Source organism: Variovorax sp. S12S4, assembly GCF_023195515.1.
In the GTDB taxonomy this organism is placed as follows: Bacteria; Pseudomonadota; Gammaproteobacteria; order Burkholderiales; family Burkholderiaceae_C; genus Variovorax.
On sequence record NZ_JALPKR020000002.1, the window covers coordinates 5,651,173 to 5,671,531 of the forward strand.

The window sequence follows — 20,359 nt, forward strand, 5'->3', positions numbered from 1 at the left end:
AAACTCCCCCACCATGAGCACCGATCTCACCGACCTTTCCCCCGCGCCGCCCGGGCTCGACAAGCGCGACTGGATCGCCGGCCTGGAGCGCGGCGTGAGCATCATCGAAGCCTTCGACGACGCCCACCCTCGCCTGACCGCCAGCCAGGCCGGCGAACGCACCGGCATGACCCGCACGGCTGCGCGCCGCTATCTGCTGACGTTGCAGCACATGGGTTACGTGGCCAGCGACGGCAAGCTCTTTTGGCTCACGCCGCGCGTGCTGCGGCTGGGCCAGTCGTACCTCGATTCGGCGCGGCTGCCGCGCATCGTCCAGCCGTTTCTGCAGCGCGTGGCGGCAGGCACCAACGAGATCGCCTACCTCAGCGTGATGGACGGCGACGAGGTCGTCTACATCGCGCGCAACGGCCCCAACCGCAGCATGAGCACCGGCTACGTGCTCGGCGCGCGCGTGCCGGCGCAGGTGACGGCCGCGGGCATGCTGATGCTGGCGCTGCGCGGCGACGCGGAGCTGGCCGAATGGCTCGCCACGCGGGAACTGCAGGTGTTCACCTCGCACACCATCGCAAGCAAGGAGCGCATGAAGCTCGAGCTGGCGCGCATCCGCGCACAAGGCTGGGCCCTGTCGGAGCAGCAGCTCGACCTGAACTCGCGCGGCATTGCGGTGCCGCTGCGCGACCGGCACGGCATGCTGCTGGGCGCGCTCAACATCACCATGCCCATGGGCCACGAAAGCTCCGAGGACGCGGTGGCGCGCGTGCTGCCGGTGCTGCGCGAGACGGCGCAGGCCATGCGCAACCTGATCTGACCCGGCAGGTTGCGGCCGCATTCGTCGGGCAAGATGCTCCCCTCACACAAAAGCAACGGAGACAAATTCATGTCCGACAACTTCTTCCTGAACGATCAACAGTCCACGCGCCGCCAATGGCTGCAAGGCGGCGGCGCGCTGGCCCTTGGCGGCCTGCTGCCCTCGCTGGTTTCGGCCCAGGCCGCCTGGCCCAGCAAGTCGATCCGCTTCGTGGTGCCCTTTGCGCCGGGCGGCAGTTCGGAGATCGTGGCGCGCTCCACGGCCGCCGAACTTTCCCGCACGCTCGGGCAGAGCGTGTTCGTCGACAACAAGCCCGGCGCGGCCGGCAACATTGCGATGAGCGAAGTGGCGCGCGCCACCGACCAGCACACACTGATCCTCGGGCACATCGGCACGCTGGCGGTCAACCCGTACATCTTTGCCAAGCTGCCCTACGACGCGAACAAGGACTTCAAGCCCGTGAGCCTGCTGGCCAAGGTGCCCAGCCTGTATGTGGTGCACCCCGACGTACCGGCCCAGAACCTGAAGGAGTTCATCGCCTACGCCAAGTCGAAGCCGGGCAAGCTGAGCTACGGCTCCGCGGGCAACGGCAGCGCGGGCCACCTGGCCTTCGAGTACCTGAAGATGACCGCCAACGTCTTCATGCTGCATGTGCCCTACCGCGGCACCGGCCCCATGGTGACCGACCTGCTCTCGGGCCGGCTCGATGCCTCGGCCATCGGTGCGGCGGCCATTCTTCCGTTCATCAAGAGCGGCAAGGTGCGTTGCATTGCCACGGGTTCGGCCAAGCGTTTGCCGCAACTGCCCGACGTGGGCACGGTGGCCGAGCAAGGCTTTCCGGGCTTCGAGATGACGCAGTGGTACGGCATGCTTGCGCCGGCCAGCATCGAGCCCGCGCAGCTGGCCAAGCTCTCTGCCGAGACGATGAAGGCCGTGAAGTCGCCCGACTCCATGCAGCGGCTGACGGGTGATGCGGCCGAGGCCATCGGCGGCACGCCCGAACAGTTCGCGCAGTTCATTGCCGCCGAGCAGGCGCGTTGGCAAAAGGTGATTGCAAGGGCCAACATCAAGCCGGACTGAGCCGGGCCTGAACAGCCTCGCGCTGCACGCCTACGCCGATGGGCGCGCCAGCGTTGCGAGTTTCTTCTTTGCGCTTTGCAAAAGGCCGACCTTCTCCACCGGGGGCTGAGCCTTCGTATCCCCAAGCGCGATGATCTCGAGCGCGCCCGGCGCCGCCAGCTTCGACGCGAGCGAGTCGCGCGGCGTGAGGCTGTTGAACCTGATGCTCGAAATGACATGAACCTTCAGGTGGCGGTGGATGCTCTTCGACAGCTTCTGGCATGCAGTGTTCATGGCGGATTCGTCGGGCATCAGCTGGCCGTGCACGACGAGGAGCTCCAGGGTGCCGTCCTTGTCCTCTTGCAGGATGAAGGCGCGCATGACCGAGTCCTTGAACTTTGTGCGCAGCATGGCGCGGACCGGTTCGGCGGCGGCAAAAGACTTGAGCGCAATGTTGCGCAACTCGTCGTGGAAGATGAACGCGCGGTCGACCGAAATGGTCTCGGCCTCGTCCGCCTTCGGTTTGCTGCGCTTCAGGATGCCGCTGCCGACAAGGTGCTCCAGCGTGCGCGCTGCATCATCGGGTTCGAGCTTCGAGCGCTTGGCCAGCTCGCTGGAAGAAAACGGTTGGTCGGGCGCCGCGTAGGCAACCATCAGTAGCTTTTGTACTTCGGGGGCGAAGAGGAAATCTGCGGCACTCATTTTTGCGGTCGGTTCTATCTACTGGACGGACTGCATTATCGAAACTCTCGCGTCTCGGTCCGTTCGGACCGTCCAGGCGGCTTTCTCCGCGGCGTTTTCGAGGCGTATTCCGTCGTGGCGCATGGCGCAGGCCTACAAGGGCGGTCGGTTGCGGCCGGTAGAACGGCTGAACACTCACAAGGAACTTCAGCCATGGGCCTCGAACAGACGATCGGCAAGACCGGGCAACCGGATATTGCGCAAGGCTCCAGCCGGTACTGGGCGCCTTGCCTGGGTGTGGCACTGGTCGCGGTGTCGCTTTTCTATGTGACCTTGAAAGACCTGGTTCAAGAGAGCGCCGCACGCGCGCCCGGGTTGGCACCGGCAGTCATGCCGGCGCATGTCGAGCCGGCCACCAGCACGCGGGCGTTGCCGAGTGAAGTGGCCCGCTCGTCCCCTGAACCGGTCATGCCCATGTCGCCGTATGCGCCCGCTTATGCGCCGCTCGCAAACGCGAACTTCGGGGCCCCTGTAGTCGCTCCGGCGGAGGCGCCGGCCAAGACCGCACCGGCCGTGGTCGAGGTGCACAAGTGCGTCATGCCCGAAGGCGAAGCAAGCTATTCCGATGGACCTTGCCCCGAAGGCGCGCAAGCGAGCACGTTGCGGCTGCCGCGCGGCGTGCACGCATCCGCAAGCTTGTGAGCTGCGCAAGCCCCTAGGCCGCCTTCAGGAACACGTCGTGGTCAGGCGCGAAATTGGCGTGCAGCGGCAGCATGGCCCCGCCCAGCGCACAGGCCTGCGCGCCCAGCCTGCCTCCATGCAGCTGCGGCGGCCATAGCCCTTCCCAGTTGCACCGGGCCAGCGCCGCGCGCGTCTGTTCGAGCAGCGCCTGCAGCAGCGAGCGTGACATCGAACCGTCCATCACCACATCGGCGAGGTCGAGCACCGCCGTGCTGCTCACGATGGCATGGGCCAAGGCCAGCGATGCGGAGCCCAGCCAGGCTTGGGTAACCGCTGCATACGGCGCCTGCAGCGCGCGGTCGTCATACGCGGCAGTGGTGTCCAGCCCTTGCGCCTGCAGCCGCTGCTCCAGCTCCCAGAGCGAAGCCTCGGCCATGACCTGCGGCGGCAGCGTGCCACCGGCTCGCACCGACTGCATCGGCAACGAGGCCAATGCTCCCGCGTTGCCGTGCGCACCGGTGTGCAGGTGCGAATCGATCACCAGCCCGCCGCCCACGAAGGTGTCGACGAAGATGTACAAAAAGCTCTTCAGGTCGTGACCGCGCCCGCCGACCAGTTCGGCCACGCAGGCGGCGACCGTGTCCCGCGCAAAGCTCACAGGCACCTCAGTACGCGCCCTTACCTCGGCCAGCAGGTCCATCTGGTTCCACTCGTCCGACTGCGCCTTCGACAGGCCCAGCGTGCGGTGCCAACCGCCAAGCAGAAAAGGCGCGGCCAGCCCCACGCCCACGTTGCGCACAGCCAGCGGCCCGAGCCCGTCGCGCAGGCGATGGATATGCTCGGCAATGGCGGGCAGCAGCGCCTGCGCATCCGGAAAGTCGTAGCTCATGGCATGGCGCTCCCGCACCTGTGCGGCAAAGTCGATCAGCAACCATTCGGCGCCGCGCCGCCCCACCTTGATGCCGATGGCAAAGGCACCGTCCGGGTTCAGCGCCAGCGGCACCGACGGCTGTCCGATGCGGCCGCGCACGCGGCCCTGCTTGACGATGAGCTGGTCTTCCTCGAGCCGGGCGGTAATGAGCCCGATGGTCTGCGCGCTCAGCCCGGTGAGCCGCGCGAGGTCGGCCTTCGGCAGGCTGGTGTGAACGCGCAGGGCCTGCAGCACCACGCGCTCGTTGAACTGGCGCATGCCCACCTGGTTGGAGCCGCGCGGGCGCAACAGGTCGGGCGGGCGCATAGCGACTTCTGCATCAGGCATGCGCCTCCGCGGGCAGTTGGTCGGCCGTCATGGCGCCGGTCATCACGGCCACCGTATCGCTCATGCTGATGTTCTTCGGGTTGAGCACCGCCGCGCGCTTGCCGAGCCGCGCTACGTGAATGCGGTCGGCCACCTCGAACACATGCGGCATGTTGTGGCTGATGAGCACCACGGGCAGCCCGCGGTCGCGCACGCGGCGGATCAGCTCGAGCACCATGTTGCCCTCCTTCACGCCGAGTGCGGCGGTGGGCTCGTCCATGATGACCACGTGCCGCGCGAAGGCTGCGCTGCGCGCCACGGCCACGCACTGGCGCTGCCCGCCAGAGAGCGTTTCGACCGCCTGCGTCATCGACTGGATGCCGACCTTCAGGTCTGCCATGCGCGCGGCGCTTTCCTGCAGCATCTTTTTCTTGTCGAGCATGCGCAGCACGTTGCCCATGAAGCCCGGGCGGCGCAGCTCGCGGCCGAGAAAGAGGTTCTCGTAGATGGTCATGGCGGGTGCCACGGCCAGGTCTTGGTAGACCGTTTCGATGCCCGCGCGGCGCGCGTCGAGCGGGTTGCGAAAATGCACCGGCGCGCCGTCGAGCAGGATCTCGCCTTCGTCCGGCACCACCGCGCCCGAAAGCGCCTTGATGAGCGACGACTTGCCCGCGCCGTTGTCGCCGATCACCGCGAGGATTTCTCCTTCGCGCAGCTCGAAGTCGACACCGTCGAGCGCTGTCACCTGGCCGTAGCGCTTCACCAGGCCCTTGGCCTGCATGACGATCTTGGCGGATTGAGGATTGGCCGCGGCGTTCATCAGCGTGCTCCCCGGCGCGAGAGTTGATCGGCCGCCACCGCAAGAATCACCAGCACGCCCGTTACCAGCACCTGGTAGATCGACGACACGCCCATGAGCGTGAGCCCGTTGCGGAACACCCCGACGATGAGCACGCCGATGAGCGAGCCCAGCACGATGCCGCGCCCGCCGAACAGGCTGGTGCCGCCGAGCACCACGGCCGTGATCGCGTCGAGGTTCTCGGTCTGCCCCGCGTTCGGGTCGCCCACGCCGGTGCGCGCCACCGACAGCAGCGAGGCAACGCCATAAAGCACGCCCGCCGCCACATACACGCCCAGCAGCACGCGCTGCGTGGGAATGCCGACCAGGCGCGTGGCCTCGGCGTTGTTGCCTACCGCGTAGATGTGCCGGCCCGCGGCCGTTTCGCGCAGCACGAACCATGCGAGCGCATACAGCACCAGCATCAGCACAGCGCCCCACGCTACCTCTGCGTTGCCGATGCTGAAGGTGGTGCCCAGCCCCGTGAGGCCGGAGGGCAAGTCGGTGATCGTCTGCGACGACGAATACAGCTGCGTGATGGCAAACGCGATGTTCAGCGTACCCAGGGTCACGATGAACGGCGGCAGCTTGATGCGCGTGACCAGCAGGCCGTTGAGCAGGCCGAACAGCGTCGTCACGCCAATGCCGCACAAGATGGCCACCGGCACCGGCAAGCCGAGCTCGGTCGCGAACTTGGTCATGATGATGCTGCCCAGCGCCATCACCATGCCGCACGACAGGTCGATGCCCGCCGTGAGAATGATCAGCGTCTGGCCGATGGCGATCACGCCGACCACCATTACCTGCTGCATGATCAGCGAGAGGTTGCCGCCCGTCAGGAAGCGGTCGGACTGCGTCGCAAAGAAGATGCATGCGCCAAGCAGGGCCAGCCACGGCCCCAGGGCGCCCCACGGAATGTGGTGCGTCGGAGATTTCGCCATCAGATGCTCCGGGCCTTGATTACTTCTTGCCCCAGCACAGCTCGGCGCCGGTCTTGGTGTCCTTGCTGTCGACGCCCGGCACGCTCTTGCCGGCAATGAGGGTCACGCCCGTGTCGACATAGCCCGAGGCCTTCTTGCCCGTCTTGGCAAACTCCACGCCAGCCGCCACGCCCATGGCCGCCATCTTGAGCGGGTACTGCTGCGAAGTGGCCGCAATGACGCCGGCGTTGGTGTCCTTGATGCCCTGGCAGCCGCCGTCGACCGAGACGATCATCACGCCCTTCTCCTTGCCCGCGCGCTTCAGCGCGTTGTAGGCACCGGCCGCGGCGGGCTCGTTGATGGTGTAGACCAGGTTCACGTCGGGTGCCCTCTGAAGGCAGTTTTCCATCGCCGTCTGCGCCTTCGCCTGGTCGCCGAAGCTGTCGGCCATGCACACGATTTCAGGCGCCTTCGACAGCTCGTTCGACTTGGCATCGTTCGCCGCAAGCCCGAAGCCCTTCATGAAGCCGTTGTGCCGCTGCGCGCCCACCGGGTGGCCAGGCAGCAGGTCAAGCGCGACGATCTTCGCCGGCTTGCCGGCCATCGCGGCCTTGGCGTATTCGCCGATCAGCACGCCGGCCGTGTAGTTGTTGGTGGCGAAGAGCGCATCGGTCGCCTCCGGCGGATCGGCCGGGCTGTCGAGCGCGATCACCATGATGCCCTTGTCGCGCGCCTTCTTGATTGCCGGCACGATGGCCTTGGCATCGCTCGGCGTGATGAGGATGGTCTTGGCACCCGCGGCAATCATGTTTTCCATGGCCGTGATCTGGCCCGCGTTGTCGCCGTCGGCCTTGCCCGCGCCCGAAAGCAGCTTGGCGCCGAGCTTCTTGGCTTCTTCCTGCGCGCCCTCTTTCATCTTGACGAAGAAGGGATTGGTTTCGGTCTTGGTAACGAGACCGATGACCGGCTGGTCGGCGGCAAAGGCTGCAGAAGAAGCAGCCAGGGACATGGCCGCCAGGGCCAGGATGGAGCGGGAGCTGAGCATGTGTGTCTCCGTGGTCAGGCGGCGATGCGCCTGCGGTCTTGGGATCCGGATGCGGGGCCGTGGAAGGCGTGGGGCATCCGGGCGCAGGGAGACTATCGAACAGCTCAGGGACTAAATCAAGTGGATTTAGTTATCGAAAACCCGGGGTGAATGTGAGGAGTGGTAACAGGCTGGCGGTAGCGTGAACCCTCTACTTAGTTCACAGCCACCCAATCAGTGCTCAACCAACCCCATAGGAAAAAATCACTCGTGAACACCGTGAAGACCATCGACGAGATCTTCAGCCGGCGCGCCCAAACAAGAACCGTCCCAATGCTCGCAACGGCCGCTAATCCGAGACTCCATTTTCGTAGTGCATGTGCTCTTGTGCACCAGACGAAAATCTTTGAATGAATTCTGGCGACCTATCATTATCGTTTTTGATCTTGAAATTGCCACTCTGGATCGCCCATTGATAAACGGAAACTCCAACGGGGTACTCGGTAAGCATTCCGCTCAATTTGTTCGCAACGATCCACACCTCCGCTTCTGCTCTGTCTTTAAAGACGGCAGATGGAGTCCGTGCACCTGCACCGTTGAATATCCACACATGGTTCATACGAGCAGCTCCATGCTTAACGAGCGACGAATTGCACTTTAACTGAGAGATGTTGGCCCCCTTATTTACCGGGACATTCCGTGTCACCCAGCCACTTCGGGTCTATCTTTTTACTTCCCCTGCCTCATCCAAAATGGCATGCGGGAGGTTTTCCCTAACGCACATCACCAGGTTCTTGACCGCCGGTTCTTCAGCGAATTTCAGAAGTGCGTGGCAAAAAGAAATCTTCTTTTTCATCACCCGAGCACCACGGGTATTGATTTTTCTTTCGGCCGACCCCAGCGGAAGCTCATAGTCAGTAGAAATTCCGGTTAGATGAAATTTCTTTTTATGCTTTGGCCTTATTGTTTTTCCGAACCGCAACTCAAGAAAATCATTAATCACCAAGGAACCAAAATCGAGCGATTCATCGAGGAAAAGCTCGATCGAGTAGATCAACGAAGAATCGATTTTACTGCTGCAAAACCTAGACAATACGGTGCATATTCTGGCGCCGGTCAAATCAACACCATTGGAAATAAATTCACCTTGACTGAAGTAGTTTTTCAAGTTCAAGTTTGAATCCGACCCTGCCAAACGATAATTCTTTTCGTACAAGCAGTAAAAATCGTCGCCTGTCATTTGGTAAGAATTTTTCAGCAGCTCATTGGCCGAAAAATCGCACAATCCAAATAAACCAGGAGTTGATATATATTTTTTCGTCAGAAAGATTCGCAGCAGCTGATTTACAGAGGCGCTCAGCACCGGCAGGCCATCAATATGTCTTCTCATTTAACAGGAACCCCTCTTTCGGCAAGGTCGCGTACCTTTTCCAATTCTTTTGCCCTTTCGGTTCCAGGGAATCGATCTATCCCGCCTTGGGCCTGTTTTGCGATTTTTGAGTGATTCTTTGGTTTATTTAAAAAATCGACAACGCACTGGCAGGCCTTTTCCTGTTGAGATTCAGGCAGATTTCTAGTCGCCGCATCAACTGGCTTGGTGGTAAGCCCCTGACCGTCATGGGTTGGAACAACTCCGATGTGGCCGCCTGCCTTTGGAAGGCCTGGTCCTTGGACATTAACGTGTACACCACGCGCCAATGTATCTTGAGCAGCGGTATTTCCCATTGATGCTTCATAACCAGCCAAACCTCGGGGATCAACCCACCGCACTGGATTCGGCGCGTACTGATGCATATTAGGGCCGCCGGCGAGCCTGATCGGGTCACTTGATACGAACCGCCCACTGTCTGGATCGTAATACCGATACCGGTTGTAATGCAGCCCCGTTTCCTCATCGAAATACTGCCCTTGGAACCGGATCGGATTCCTGAACCCCGCCCTTCTGCCCGCCTCGCTGATCGTCTCGCGCGCTTCGCCCCAGGCCTTGTGCTGCGCCGACCATGCAATGCCTCCTTCATGGTCCGTCAGTTCTTGCGGCGTGCCCAGGTGGTCGCATTGATAGAACGCCATCTCCTTCCTGTCGAAGGCGCTCGGCACGCTGCGCTGTTCGCCATTCCACAGCGGATCCTGCCCAATGTCATACGCGCCGCCGTTCGCCTCCATCAGCGCCTTCACATCCGTCGTTTCGCTCAGCGCCATGGCGCGCGGCTGCCTGATCTGCATCAGCGGCACGAAGGAATCGCGCTCGTGGATGTAGTGCACGCTCCACCCTTGCCCTTGCCGCTCGTTCAGCGCAGCGGTGCTTTGGGTGCTTTCGAACGCGAGCACGTCGCCGTCCCATCCGAACGAGGTAGTCGCGTCGCCTGATCGCTTGGCGATGCGGCGGCCCAGCGGGTCATAGCTGAAGGTGGTGGTGATGCCATCGGGGTCGGTTGCGGCCGCCATGCGATTGAAGCCGTCCCATGCAAAGACGGTCTTGCGCCCGTTCTTCACACGTTCGATGAGATTGCCGCGCTCGTCATAGCGGTAGCTGGTGCCGGCGTATTCTTTCAGCAGGTTGTCGAGCAGCTTGTTGGCGGTGCGCTGCACCGGGCCTTCAGCCTGGGCGGGGTCGACGATGTTGCCCGCGGGGTCGAAGGCGAAGACCTCGCGGCCGAGGCGGCTGTTGGCTTCGAGCAGGCGGCCGACCGGGTCGTAGCGGTAGTCCAGCCGGCCGCGGCGGCTGTCGCCAATGGCGGTGAGCTGGCCGGCCTTGTCGTAGGTGTAGCGGCGGCTGAGTTCCAGCGCATCGGCGGGGCCGCGGCCGGTTTGCGAAATGCGCTGCTCCAGCAGGCGGCCGGCGGGGTCGTACTTCTGGCGCTGGCTCAAGCCGTTGCCTTGCTCCCTGGCCACCTCGCGGTGCAGATCGTCGCGTTCGAACCCGAGAATGTCTTGCCCATCGACAAGAAGGCCGTGCACGTGGCCAGAACCATAGGTGAGCCATTGGGTCACGTGGCCGTCGGGGCGGGTGGTGGCAATGCGCTCGTTGAGTTCGTCGTAGCGGTGCTGCCAGACTGCCGTGCGCGCATTTGCCAGGTAGTGGTGGTGCTCGCGCGTCAGGTTGCCGGCCGGGTCATAGAACCACTGCAGGCGCGCATCGCGATTGGCGGCCTCCACCAGGCGGCCATTGCGGTCGTAAGCAAAGTGCTCAAGCTGGCCTTCGCCCGCATTCCGCTCCACAAGGCGGCCGAGCGCATCGAACTGCAGTTGAGTCGCGTGGCCGGCTTCGACCACTTCGGCGAGCGTACCGGTGGTCGCCTCGTGGCGGTAGTGCGTGGTCTTGCGGTCGAAGCCGGTTTCTTCCAGCAGGCGGCCCACCGGGTCGTAGCGAAAGTTGTAGTGACTGCCGTTTTCGTTCTGCAGTTCGGTCAGCCGGCCCAGCAAGTCCCAGTGGTATTTGAGCGAGCGGCCTGCAGCGTCGGTGCGGCCTGCGATGAGGCCTGCACGCGTGTAGCTGTAGCGGGTGCGACGGCCGAGCGCATCGGCGTGCGCGAGCAGGCGCCCTTCGGCATCGTGCGTGAAGTGCTCGCTGGTTTCGTCGGGCAGCACAACTTCTTCGAGCTGGCCGGCGGCGTAGCGGTAGCTGGTGGTGTTGCCAGCTGCATCCACGGCCTTGGTCACGCGGCCGCGCTGGTCGTACTCCCATCGGCTGGTCTTGGCGGAGCAATCGGTGTAGCTGAGCAGTTGCCCTAAAGGGGAATAAACGAGCGCCTTCACGCCGCCCTTCGCATCGGTAATGCGCACGGGCCGCCCGGCCTTGTCGTAGGCGTACTCGGTCTTGTGGCCCAGCGGATCGATCTCTTCCGTCAAGTGGCCCTGGGCGTCGTAGTCGCGCTTCCACACGCCGCCCTCGGCGTCGCGAATGCCGGTGAGGCGGTGCTGGCTGTCGTACTCGAAGTGCACCCGGCTGCCGTCGGCCCGGGTGTGCGCCTGCAGGTTGCCGTCTTCGTCGTAGGTGTAGTCGTCGGTGGTGCCGTCGGTATGCACATGGCGCGTGACGTTCTTCGCGTCATCTCGAAAGAACCATTCCTCCAGCTTGTCGGGGTGGATGACGCGGTAGGTGTAGCCCTCGATGTCGTAGTAGTGCCAGGTCTCGCCCCCAGCGCATCGGTGACGTAGGTCAGGCGGATGTTGGCGTCCCACTCCAACTGCAGCGCAAAGCTGCCGTCGTCGGACCACTCGCGCACGGCCTTGGCGTCGGCGCCGGTGCCGTCGTACTCGAGGTTCATGCCGCGGCCGGTGCGGTCGGTGTAGCGGGTGACCAGGTGGTGGCTGTAGGTGTAGCTCCAGCTGGCGCCGTTCTCGTCCTGCGCGGCAATCAGGTCATGTTCGGCGTCGTGCGTGTAGGCGGCCAGCTGGCGCACAACCTGGCCGTCCTTCAGCTCCCACAGCGACCGGATGAGGCCGGTCTTCGCATCGGGCTGCGTGCCCACGTGGGCCATGACCACGTCACCCTGCTTGCTGATGATGTCGCTGAGCACTTGCTCGCCTGTAGAGGCGATCACGTGGTCGTAGCGCAGGCCGATGGACTGGCCGTCTTTGGCCTGCTGCGTCACCAGCCGAAAGTGCGGCTGCTTGCTGTCGACCAGTTCGTAGAGTTCGCGCCACTCGGGTTGCGCTCCCGCTGGCAGCGGCTTGCCGAAGTCGAGCGCCAGCAAGGTTTCGCTGAGGCGCGAGACGGTTATCTCCTCGATGGCATCGCGATACGCCTGCCCAACCGCCAGCACCGGATACGAGTGGCTGCGGCCGTCGGCTGCGTGATAGACCATGCTCGCGCGCCCTTTGCGAGCGCCGCGCGTGGGCGTCGTGATGTCCACGCGCATGCTGTAGGGCGTGATCCACCGTGCACCCAGGCTGCCTCGGTCGAAAGCGTCCAAGTCGCTGGAGTAGGTGCGGGCCCATTCGATGGGCAGCGGTGCGGCAAGCACGAAATCGGTGTGCGTGAAGCTTTCATTGCCGGTCGCGAGGCTGATCGAACCGCCTACACGCGCGGGCGCAGAGCAGTTCTTGCAGCCTGGGGACGGTCCATGCGCATCCGCCTGCTTGCTGATGTGGCCGAGCGCCGCACCCGGCTTGTCCTTCTCGGCCTTGCTCCCCGCCTGCGGCGACACGAGCGCCGAGCCTTTGCCCTTCTTGCGCAGCAACGCGTCCCGCAGCTTGTGCAGCAGCCACATGATGCTGGCCTGCGCCTCGCGGTCGGCCAGCTTCGACAACTGCCCGCGCAGCAAGCGCTTGAAGTCCAGCATCTGACTGATCACACCCTCGACCCGGCTCGCCACGCCGGCGGGCAATTGGCTTGCCGCCGCCTTGGCCACGTAGTTGGCCGACTCCTTGGTGTAGCGCACCGCGCTGCCCCACATGCGGCTCCAGGTGCTCTGCGTCTTGGGGTCGTGCACCTTCGTTTCTGCCGCGCCGGGCTTGGCCACGGTGAACAGGTCCTTCTGCCCGAGCACGCGCCGAAGAATGTCCACGAGGTTGTCGATGATCTTGTCGGCCAGGTCCGCGCAGCTCTTCAGGATGCCATCGAGCTTGCCTATGGCGCCATCGATGAACTTGTCGAGCTCTCCCACGATGGTGGCGTTGAGGTGCCCTACCAGCGTGGTGACGATCGCCTCGCCGAGGTTGGAGGTGGCGCTCTTGAGTTGCTGCTTCACGAGGTGCAGCGTTGGCCGCAGGCTCATGCGCGCCGCCGCCATGGTGGGCGGCAGCGGGATCAAGCCGATGAGGTTGATGCCCAGGCTCACCCACGTCAGGAACGCTTCGACGCCGTCCTTGGCCTTTTTCTCGACGATGTTGATGATGTCCAGGAACACATCCACCAGCGCCATGATGTTGCCGACGATCGGAATGCTGCCCAGCACCATCGTGAGCCGCTCGAGCGTGACATAGCCGCCACTGAAGGAGCGCAGCCAGTCGTCCACCGCCTTGCTGGCGGCTGCAACGTCTTCCTTCACGATGGTGTTCAGCGGCGCGACGGCCGTCTGCGGTTCGCGCTGCGCCGGCGCCTTGGTTTCCCCCGTCCCTGACATTTCTTGTATTTCCTCTCAGTTGATGTTCGCGCCCTGGAACTCCAGCTGCTCGAACGTGCTGCCCGTGAAGTCCACGCTTCGCCCTTGCAGGCCCTGTGCGTGAACCACGGTGCCGCCGCAGTTCAGCACGCCCACGTCATTCCAGCGGCCGCCCGCAAAGCTGATGTCGTCCCATTGGCACTGCGCGAAGGTGCTGGTGCCGATGCTGCCGCCGTCGAAGTTGGCGCGCGTGAAGCTGCAGTTGACGAAGGTGCAGCCAGTAATCGATATGCCGCTGAAGTCGCATTGCGTGAAGCTGCAGCCGGTGAACTGGCAGGCGTTCCAACCGGCCTGCTTGAAGCTGCTTGCAGTGAAGCTGGTGCCCGTGAAAGTCGAGCCGGCGAACTGCGCCAGGCTCAAATCGAGCCCCGCATAGGCGAAGCTGTCGGCTTGCCCCACAAGGCCTGCCGGCGCCCCGCCTGCGCCTTTGCGCCACATGTCGTGGGCCAGAATGATCAGCTGCGAACTCACGTCAGCGGGCTCCAGCCCGAAACAACCTTTTCGGTTTCGATTTCGCTCAGCAGCCAGCCGGCTTCAGCGTTGCCGTTCTTCTGCGATTCCGCAGCCCAATAGGCAGCCTTTGCAAGGTCGGTGCCGCTCATATAAAGGTCGTAGGCAAGGTTGTGCTGCGCAATGCTGTGGCCACCCTTGGCCGCCATCGAAAGCCAGTGCATCGATTGATCGGGATCGGAGAAAGTGAAGGTGTAGTACAGCGAGAGCCGAAAGGCGGAGTCGGCATTGCCGGCTTCCGCCTTTGCCGCTAGTGCAAGGCGTTGCTCGTCAGTGAGCGCATAGCTCTGGGCACCAGAAATGGGAGAAAGAGAAGAGGCCGAAGCGGAAGCATCGTTTTCCATGAGCTGTTCTCCATTGCGTTAGGCGCTTAGCGGCTCCCCGCTTCGCGCAAGATCTCGCCCGATGTTCTAGAGGCGATGTACAACACCGAACGGCCGAGGCGGTTTGCATTGCCAAGGCCCTTCTTGCCCGGTTCGAGCTTTGCGACAAAGGCGATTCCGATGGTGTTTTCACCGTTCTCGTCCTCGCCGTTTTCACGCGTGCGCTCGCTGATCTGGATGTCGAAGTTCTTCAGGTCTTGCCCTGTCTGCGCAAAACGCTCATAAGCGTGGCCCAGGGCAATGGCAAGCGGCGTGGCGGCCTGCTCCTTCACTGCGGCGGTCACGAGTTCGGCACCCTGCCATCCATGTTTGGCGCAATTCATCATTGGCCGGGGATTTTCTGCAGGAGCCTGCCCGCATCTGCATCGCCGTTCCTGAGTGCCTCTCGGGCCCAGCGCGCCGCTTCCGCAAGGAAGGCACCGTCCATCTGCAGGACGACGGCGAGGTTGTATTGCGCCACCGCATGGCCCCCCTCTGCCGCCCGCCTGAGCCAGCGTCGCCCCTGGCCCCTGCCGTCCTGGTGCACGAAGTGGTGGTACTTCGAAAGGCGAAATGCGGCCTCGGAATCGCCAGCCTCAGCCTTTGCGACCAGCGCAGCCTGTTCTTCGACGCCAAGCGCGGCTGACTGGAGTGCCTCGATTTCGTGCAGGAGCCGGGCCGCATCCTTATCGCCGTTCTTGCGTGCCTCGGCGGCCCAATGCGTAGCTTGAGCGAGCTGCTCGCCCTCCATATACAGAGTGACCGCGAGATCGTATTGGGCCGACGCATGGCCGCCCTCTGCCGCCAGCTTGCGCCATTTCCGTGTTTGCACGCGGTCCTGATGCACGAAGTTGTAGTACCTCGAAAGCCGGAACGCCGCCCCGGCATCGCCGGCCTCTGCCTTCGCCACCGCCGCGGCCTGCTCTTCGGGCGTGAGCATGGTGGACTGTGCCGCCCTGATCGCGGCCAGAAGCCGGTCCGCATCCGCATTGCCGTTCCTGCGTGCCTCCTCGGCCCAGTGCGTCGCCTCCGCAAGGTCCTTGCCGCCCGTGCTCAGGTCGGAGGCAAGGTTGTATTGCGCCACCGCATGGCCGCTCTTGGCCGCCAGTTGCAGCCAGCGCAGTTGCTGCTCCTGGTCCCGGCGCACGAAGCCATGGTAGTTCGAAAGACGGAGCGCGGCCTCGGCATCACCAGCTTCGGCCTTCAGGGCCAGCACGGCCTGTTGTTCGGGCGTGAGGAAGTAGCTCGATGCGCCGGAAATCGGGGCCGCGGGGGTGTTGCTGTTGTCCATACCAAGGCACTCCGTGAGATGCGAAAGAGAAATGACCAGTGCAAGCAAGGCCGGCACCGCGTGCAATGATGGATTGCGGGCCTGCTTCATGGTGGTGGCCTGAAGGTGCGCCATTTACCGGGGTCGGAGGTGTCCATCTTTCCATCCGCCGTCATACCGGCGGGTTGGGTTTTTCCGTTGGGCCAGATCCAGAGGAATTTGTCGGGTGCGCTCACCGGTGCGTTGAGCTCCGTCGCGAGCTTCTGTGCGAACGGTGCTTCACCCTTGCCGGTTTCGCACGACATCAACACCACGTGCTGCCCCTTTGTGTACGAGGGATGAGACCGGATCTGCTCGGCCAACTCGACCGGCTTCACTGGCTGGCGCGACGCGTTTTGCATGATCGAGTCGTTCCCGTGCCCACCGACCGTGAAGGTGCCCGGCGGATTCGGAATGTTGTCTCCCGACGCTCGGATCGCCTCGTCATGCGGGAACATATTGATATCCACCAGCCCCAGCGGATCGATGCCCCGCACCGGGTTGTTGCCCACATACACATGCAGGTTGCGCCCGCCCGCCAGCCCCAGCGGATCGCGCGAGACATAGCGCCCGCTCGCCGGGTCGTAGTAGCGATGGCGGTTGTAGTGCAGGCCGGTTTCCGCGTCGAAATACTGGCCCTGAAAACGAATGGGATTCGCAAAGCCCGCACGCCGCCCGGCCTCGCTGATGACTTCACGCGCCTCGCCCCAGGCCTTGTACTGCGCGGACCATGCCACGCGACCTTCGTAGTCGGTGAGTTCGTGCGGCGTGCCGAGGTGGTCGCATTGGTAGAAGGCGATTTCATCCCGGTTGAAGCCTTCGGCCTGGGGTTGTGCTTCGCCGTTCCAGAGCGGGTCTTGCTCGATGTCGTAGGCACCGCCGTTGGCGGCCATCAACGCCTTTACGTCGGGCGTCTTGCTCAAGACGATGGCTTGCCCCTGGCGAACCTGCACCAGCGGCACGAAGGAGTTTCGCTCATGGATGTAGTGCACGCTCCAGCCCCGGCCTTGCTGCTCTTGCGCACCCGCGATGGTCTGGGTGCTTTCGAAAGCCAGTGTGTCGCCGTCCCAACCGAACAGCGTCACGGCGTCGTGCGCGTGCTTGGATATGCGCCGGCCCATCGGGTCGTAGCTGAAGGTGGTGGCGGTGCCGTCTTCGCTGGTGGCGGCGGTCATGCGGCCGAAGCCGTCCCATGCAAAGGCGGTCTTGCGGCCATTGCGCGTGCGCTCGACGAGGTTGCCATGCTCGTCGTAGCGATAGCGGGTGCCGGCATATTCCTTCAGCAGGTTGTCGAGCAGCTTGTGCGCCGCGGCCTGATCCGCCAAGGGCCCGGTGTTCGCCGGGCTGGCGATGTTGCCTGCCGGGTCGAAGGCAAACACCTCGCGGCCGAGGCGGCTGTTGGCCTCTACAAGGCGGTCGACGGGGTCGTAGCGGTAGCTGAAGTTGCCGTGGCGGCTGTCGCTGATGGCGACTAGATGGCCGGCCTTGTCGTAGCTGTAGCTGCGGCGCAGTTGCAGCGCCTCGATGGCGCCCGGCCGTGTTTGTGCGATGTCCTGCTGCAGCAACCGGCCGACGCCGTCGTAGCGCAGCCGTTGGCTGAGGCCGTTGTGCTGCTCGCGCAAGACTTCGCGGTGAAGATCGTCGCGCTCGAATCCCAGGATGTCTTCGCCGTCGAGCAGTAGGCCGTGCACATGCCCGGAGCCGTAGGTCAGCCATTGGGTGGTGTGGCCGTCGGGCCGAATCGTTGCGACGCGCTGGTTGAGTTCGTCGTAGCGGTGCTGCCAGATTGCCGTGCGAGCGTTGGCAATGTAGTGGTGATGCTCACGCGTGAGGTTGCCGGCCGGGTCGTAGAACCACTGCAGCCGCGCATCGCGGTTGGCGGCCTCGATCATTCGCCCATTGCCGTCGAATGCGAAGCGCTCGGTGTCCTCCCCGGCGGTGCGTTCGACGAGGCGCCCCATCGCGTCGGATTGCAGCTGCATCACGCGTGCGCCCTCTTCTACCGCCACAAGCCGGCCTGTGCCTTCCTCGTGCCGATAGCGAGTGGTCTTGCGGTCGAAGCCGGTTTCCTGGAGCAGCCGGCCCACCGGGTCGTAGCTGAAGCTGTAGCGGCTGCCGTTCTCGTTCTGCAGTTCGGTAAGCCGGCCGAGCAGATCCCACTGGTAGCTGAGCGATTGGCCCGCGGCGTCGGTGCGGCCGGACACAAGGCCCGAGCGCGTGTAGCTGTAGCGCCTTCTGCGCCCGAGCGGGTCGATGTGCGCGAGCAGCCGGCCTTCGGCGTCGTGCACGAAGTGTTCCCGCGTAGCGTCGGGCGAGGTGATTTCTTCCAGCTGACCGGGAGAGTTGCCGTCCCCACGCTGCACGAAGCCTTCACCCGACGGGCTGTAGCGGTAGCGGGTGGTCTGGCCCGCAGCGTCGATGGCCTTGATCGTCCGGCCGCGGCTGTCGTACTCCCAACGCCGGGTCTTGCCCGAACAATCGGTGAAGCTCGCAAGGAGGCCGCCGGGCGTGTAGCTCAGCAGCTTCGTACCGCCTTTGGCATCGGTCACGCGCACGGGCCGTCCGGCCTTGTCGTAGGCGTACTCGGTCTTGTGGCCCAGCGGATCGATCTCTTCCGTCAGGTGGCCCTGCGCGTCGTAGTCGCGCTTCCACACGCCGCCCTCGGCGTCGCGAATGCCGGTGAGGCGGTGCTGGCTGTCGTACTCGAAGTGCACCCGGCTGCCGTCGGCCCGGGTGTGCGCCTGCAGGTTGCCGTCTTCGTCGTAGGTGTAGTCGTCGGTGGTGCCGTCGGTATGCACATGGCGCGTGACGTTCTTCGCGTCATCTCGAAAGAACCATTCCTCCAGCTTGTCGGGGTGGATGACGCGGTAGGTGTAGCCCTCGATGTCGTAGTAGTGCCAGGTCTCGCCCCCCAGCGCATCGGTGACGTAGGTCAGGCGGATGTTGGCGTCCCACTCCAACTGCAGCGCAAAGCTGCCGTCGTCGGACCACTCGCGCACGGCCTTGGCGTCGGCGCCGGTGCCGTCGTACTCGAGGTTCATGCCGCGGCCGGTGCGGTCGGTGTAGCGGGTGACCAGGTGGTGGCTGTAGGTGTAGCTCCAGCTGGCGCCGTTCTCGTCCTGCGCGGCAATCAGGTCATGTTCGGCGTCGTGCGTGTAGGCGGCCAGCTGGCGCACGACCTGGCCGTCCTTCAGCTCCCACAGCGACCGGATGAGGCCGGTCTTTGCATCGGGCTGCGTGCCCACGTGGGCCATGACCACGTCACCCTGCTTGCTGATGATGTCGCTGAGCACTTGCTCGCCTGTAGAGGCGATCACGTGGTCGTAGCGCAGGCCGATGGACAGGCCGTCCTTGGCCTGTTGCGCCGCAAGACGGTAGCGGGGCTGGCTTTCCACGCGTTCGTAGATCTCTTGCCAGTCACCCTGCTTGCCGAAGTCCAGCGTCAACAACCTATCGCTAAGCTGGTTCAGAGTCAGGTCTTCGACGGCATCGCGATGCACCTGACCCACTGCCAGCATCGGATACGAGTGGCTGCGTCCGTCGACGCCGTGGTAGACCAGCCCGCCGTTCGGCGCAATGTCGATGCGTGTCATGTACGGCGTAATCCACCTCGCACCCAGCATGCCGCGGTCGTAGGCATCCAGCTGGCTGCGATAGACGCGCGACCACGAGATCGGAAGCGGCGCGCTCAGAATGAAATCGGTATGCACGAAGCTCTCGCTGCCGGTCGCAAGGCTGATGGAGCCGCCAACTGCCGCGCGCGCCGGCCGGTTGCGGCAGCCTGGGTCGTTGCGGGCGGGTGCCTGCTTGCTGATGTGGCCGAGCGCGGCGCCGGGTTTGTCCTTGTCCGCCTGCGCTCCTTTTGCCGGCGGCACGATTGCCGCGCGCTGGGCCCGCTTGCGCAGCAGCGCAGCCTTGAGCTTGTGCAGCAACCACATGATGCTGGCCTGCGCCTCGCGGTCGGCCAGCTTCGACAACTGCCCGCGCAGCAGGCGCTTAAAGTCCAGCATCTGCGTGATGACGCCGTTGACCCGGCTCGCCACGCCGGCGGGCAGTTGGCTTGCCGCCGCCTTGGCCACGTAGTTGGCCGACTCCTTGGTATAGCGCACCGCACTGCCCCACATGCGGCTCCAGGTGCTCTGCGTCTTCGGGTCGTGCACCTTCGTTTCTGCCACCCCTGGCTTGGCCACCGTGAACAGGTCCTTCTGCCCCACAACACGCCGCAGGATGTCCACCAGGTTGTCCACGATCTGGTCTGCCAGGTTCGCGCAGCGCTTCAGCATGTCTTCGAGCAGCGCAATGGCGCCATCAATGAACTTGTCCAGCTCGCCCATGATCGTCGCGTTCAAATGCCCGACCAGCACGACGACGATGGTCTCGCCCAGGTTCGACGCCGCAGTTTTAAGCTGCTGCCTCACCAGGTGCAGCGTGGGCCGCAAACTCATGCGCGCTGCCGCCATGGTGGGCGGCAGCGGTATCAAACCAATGAGGTTGATGCCCAGGCTCACCCACGTCAGGAATGCTTCGACCCCGTCCTTGGCCTTTTTCTCGACGATGTTGATGATGTCCAGGAACACATCCACCAGCGCCATGATGTTGCCGACGATTGGAATGCTGCCCAGCACCATCGTCAGCCGCTCGAGCGTGACATAGCCGCCGCTGAAGGAGCGCAGCCAGTCGTCCACCGCCTTGCTGGCGGCTGCAACGTCCTCCTTGACGATCGTGTTCAGGGGAGCGACCGCGGTCTGGGGTTCTCGTTGAGATGGTTGTTGTTGCGATCCTTCCGCCATTGCCCTGTTTTCCCTGTTGCCTGAGACGTCTTG

Annotated in this window: 17 protein-coding genes; 3 read left to right on the forward strand and 14 right to left on the reverse strand. The window is 64.0% G+C overall.

All coding sequences use genetic code 11. From position 1 onward, the window contains the following. Positions 1-13 precede the first annotated feature (13 nt). Together M0765_RS27680 and M0765_RS27685 are read left to right on the forward strand one after the other, a co-directional pair. The gene (locus M0765_RS27680) at positions 14-808 is read left to right on the forward strand and encodes an IclR family transcriptional regulator domain-containing protein (protein ID WP_157614602.1); all 795 of its coding nucleotides are present in this window, start codon (positions 14-16) and stop codon (positions 806-808) included. A 69-nt stretch (positions 809-877) separates the two neighbouring features. Continuing rightward, positions 878-1,888, forward strand: coding sequence for a Bug family tripartite tricarboxylate transporter substrate binding protein (locus tag M0765_RS27685; protein WP_258507656.1), 1,011 nt, complete (start codon positions 878-880; stop codon positions 1,886-1,888). Positions 1,889-1,918: 30 nt separating this feature from the next. On the opposite strand, the gene M0765_RS27690 is transcribed toward M0765_RS27685, so the two are convergent. Then, complete coding sequence (locus M0765_RS27690) at positions 1,919-2,569, reverse strand: hypothetical protein (RefSeq protein WP_258507657.1); 651 nt, start codon at positions 2,567-2,569, stop codon at positions 1,919-1,921. A gap of 192 nt (positions 2,570-2,761) precedes the next feature. Here M0765_RS27690 and M0765_RS27695 point away from each other — a divergent pair, with 192 nt between their 5' ends. Continuing rightward, on the forward strand, positions 2,762-3,250 hold the full coding sequence (locus M0765_RS27695; RefSeq protein WP_258507659.1) for a hypothetical protein: 489 nt from the start codon (positions 2,762-2,764) through the stop codon (positions 3,248-3,250). A 13-nt stretch (positions 3,251-3,263) separates the two neighbouring features. On the opposite strand, the gene M0765_RS27700 is transcribed toward M0765_RS27695, so the two are convergent. The 13 genes from M0765_RS27700 to M0765_RS27755 all read right to left on the reverse strand — a co-directional run bounded on the left by M0765_RS27700 (position 3,264) and on the right by M0765_RS27755 (position 20,326). After that, the gene (locus M0765_RS27700) at positions 3,264-4,487 is read right to left on the reverse strand and encodes an ROK family transcriptional regulator (RefSeq protein ID WP_258507661.1); all 1,224 of its coding nucleotides are present in this window, start codon (positions 4,485-4,487) and stop codon (positions 3,264-3,266) included. Further along, positions 4,480-5,286 (reverse strand): ATP-binding cassette domain-containing protein, encoded by an 807-nt coding sequence (locus M0765_RS27705; protein WP_258507662.1) that lies wholly within the window; start codon positions 5,284-5,286, stop codon positions 4,480-4,482. Before M0765_RS27705 ends, M0765_RS27700 begins: the two co-directional genes overlap by 8 nt. Next, the gene (locus M0765_RS27710) at positions 5,286-6,245 is read right to left on the reverse strand and encodes an ABC transporter permease (RefSeq protein ID WP_258507663.1); all 960 of its coding nucleotides are present in this window, start codon (positions 6,243-6,245) and stop codon (positions 5,286-5,288) included. The genes M0765_RS27705 and M0765_RS27710 overlap by 1 nt, the downstream gene beginning before the upstream one ends. Positions 6,246-6,264: 19 nt before the next feature. Further along, positions 6,265-7,269: a sugar ABC transporter substrate-binding protein gene (locus tag M0765_RS27715; RefSeq protein WP_258507665.1), complete on the reverse strand. Its 1,005-nt coding sequence runs from the start codon at positions 7,267-7,269 to the stop codon at positions 6,265-6,267. Positions 7,270-7,597: 328 nt separating this feature from the next. Then, on the reverse strand, positions 7,598-7,867 hold the full coding sequence (locus tag M0765_RS29610; protein ID WP_446751579.1) for a DUF7710 domain-containing protein: 270 nt from the start codon (positions 7,865-7,867) through the stop codon (positions 7,598-7,600). 102 nt (positions 7,868-7,969) lie between these two features. Continuing rightward, the gene (locus tag M0765_RS27720; protein WP_258507667.1) at positions 7,970-8,638 is read right to left on the reverse strand and encodes a hypothetical protein; all 669 of its coding nucleotides are present in this window, start codon (positions 8,636-8,638) and stop codon (positions 7,970-7,972) included. Then, positions 8,635-9,693, reverse strand: a complete 1,059-nt coding sequence (locus tag M0765_RS29615; protein ID WP_274709110.1) for an RHS repeat domain-containing protein — start codon at positions 9,691-9,693, stop codon at positions 8,635-8,637. Before M0765_RS29615 ends, M0765_RS27720 begins: the two co-directional genes overlap by 4 nt. A 1,400-nt stretch (positions 9,694-11,093) precedes the next feature. After that, positions 11,094-13,316 carry a DUF6531 domain-containing protein gene (locus M0765_RS29335; protein ID WP_258507668.1) on the reverse strand — a complete coding sequence of 741 codons (2,223 nt, stop codon included), beginning with the start codon at positions 13,314-13,316 and terminating at the stop codon, positions 11,094-11,096. Between the two features lie 15 nt (positions 13,317-13,331). Beyond that, complete coding sequence (locus M0765_RS27735; protein ID WP_258507669.1) at positions 13,332-13,826, reverse strand: pentapeptide repeat-containing protein; 495 nt, start codon at positions 13,824-13,826, stop codon at positions 13,332-13,334. Next, positions 13,823-14,209 (reverse strand): hypothetical protein, encoded by a 387-nt coding sequence (locus M0765_RS27740; RefSeq protein WP_258507670.1) that lies wholly within the window; start codon positions 14,207-14,209, stop codon positions 13,823-13,825. The genes M0765_RS27735 and M0765_RS27740 overlap by 4 nt, the downstream gene beginning before the upstream one ends. A 26-nt stretch (positions 14,210-14,235) precedes the next feature. Further along, positions 14,236-14,532, reverse strand: a complete 297-nt coding sequence (locus M0765_RS27745) for a hypothetical protein (protein ID WP_258507676.1) — start codon at positions 14,530-14,532, stop codon at positions 14,236-14,238. Between the two features lie 38 nt (positions 14,533-14,570). Next, entirely contained in the window at positions 14,571-15,608 is a 1,038-nt protein-coding gene (locus tag M0765_RS27750) for a tetratricopeptide repeat protein (RefSeq protein WP_258507677.1), read from the reverse strand. Further along, positions 15,605-20,326, reverse strand: coding sequence for an RHS repeat-associated core domain-containing protein (locus M0765_RS27755; protein ID WP_258507679.1), 4,722 nt, complete (start codon positions 20,324-20,326; stop codon positions 15,605-15,607). The genes M0765_RS27750 and M0765_RS27755 overlap by 4 nt, the downstream gene beginning before the upstream one ends. Positions 20,327-20,359 lie beyond the last annotated feature (33 nt).

Bases quoted from the DNA above. Each gene is read 5' to 3' on its own strand.
- M0765_RS27680 (WP_157614602.1), top strand. From the start codon at position 14: ATGAGCACCGATCTCACCGACCTTTCCCCCGCGCCGCCCGGGCTCGAC.
- M0765_RS27685 (WP_258507656.1), top strand. From the start codon at position 878: ATGTCCGACAACTTCTTCCTGAACGATCAACAGTCCACGCGCCGCCAA.
- M0765_RS27690 (WP_258507657.1), bottom strand. From the start codon at position 2,569: ATGAGTGCCGCAGATTTCCTCTTCGCCCCCGAAGTACAAAAGCTACTG.
- M0765_RS27695 (WP_258507659.1), top strand. From the start codon at position 2,762: ATGGGCCTCGAACAGACGATCGGCAAGACCGGGCAACCGGATATTGCG.
- M0765_RS27700 (WP_258507661.1), bottom strand. From the start codon at position 4,487: ATGCCTGATGCAGAAGTCGCTATGCGCCCGCCCGACCTGTTGCGCCCG.
- M0765_RS27705 (WP_258507662.1), bottom strand. From the start codon at position 5,286: ATGAACGCCGCGGCCAATCCTCAATCCGCCAAGATCGTCATGCAGGCC.
- M0765_RS27710 (WP_258507663.1), bottom strand. From the start codon at position 6,245: ATGGCGAAATCTCCGACGCACCACATTCCGTGGGGCGCCCTGGGGCCG.
- M0765_RS27715 (WP_258507665.1), bottom strand. From the start codon at position 7,269: ATGCTCAGCTCCCGCTCCATCCTGGCCCTGGCGGCCATGTCCCTGGCT.
- M0765_RS29610 (WP_446751579.1), bottom strand. From the start codon at position 7,867: ATGAACCATGTGTGGATATTCAACGGTGCAGGTGCACGGACTCCATCT.
- M0765_RS27720 (WP_258507667.1), bottom strand. From the start codon at position 8,638: ATGAGAAGACATATTGATGGCCTGCCGGTGCTGAGCGCCTCTGTAAAT.
- M0765_RS29615 (WP_274709110.1), bottom strand. From the start codon at position 9,693: ATGGCGGCCGCAACCGACCCCGATGGCATCACCACCACCTTCAGCTAT.
- M0765_RS29335 (WP_258507668.1), bottom strand. From the start codon at position 13,316: ATGTCAGGGACGGGGGAAACCAAGGCGCCGGCGCAGCGCGAACCGCAG.
- M0765_RS27740 (WP_258507670.1), bottom strand. From the start codon at position 14,209: ATGGAAAACGATGCTTCCGCTTCGGCCTCTTCTCTTTCTCCCATTTCT.
- M0765_RS27750 (WP_258507677.1), bottom strand. From the start codon at position 15,608: ATGAAGCAGGCCCGCAATCCATCATTGCACGCGGTGCCGGCCTTGCTT.
- M0765_RS27755 (WP_258507679.1), bottom strand. From the start codon at position 20,326: ATGGCGGAAGGATCGCAACAACAACCATCTCAACGAGAACCCCAGACC.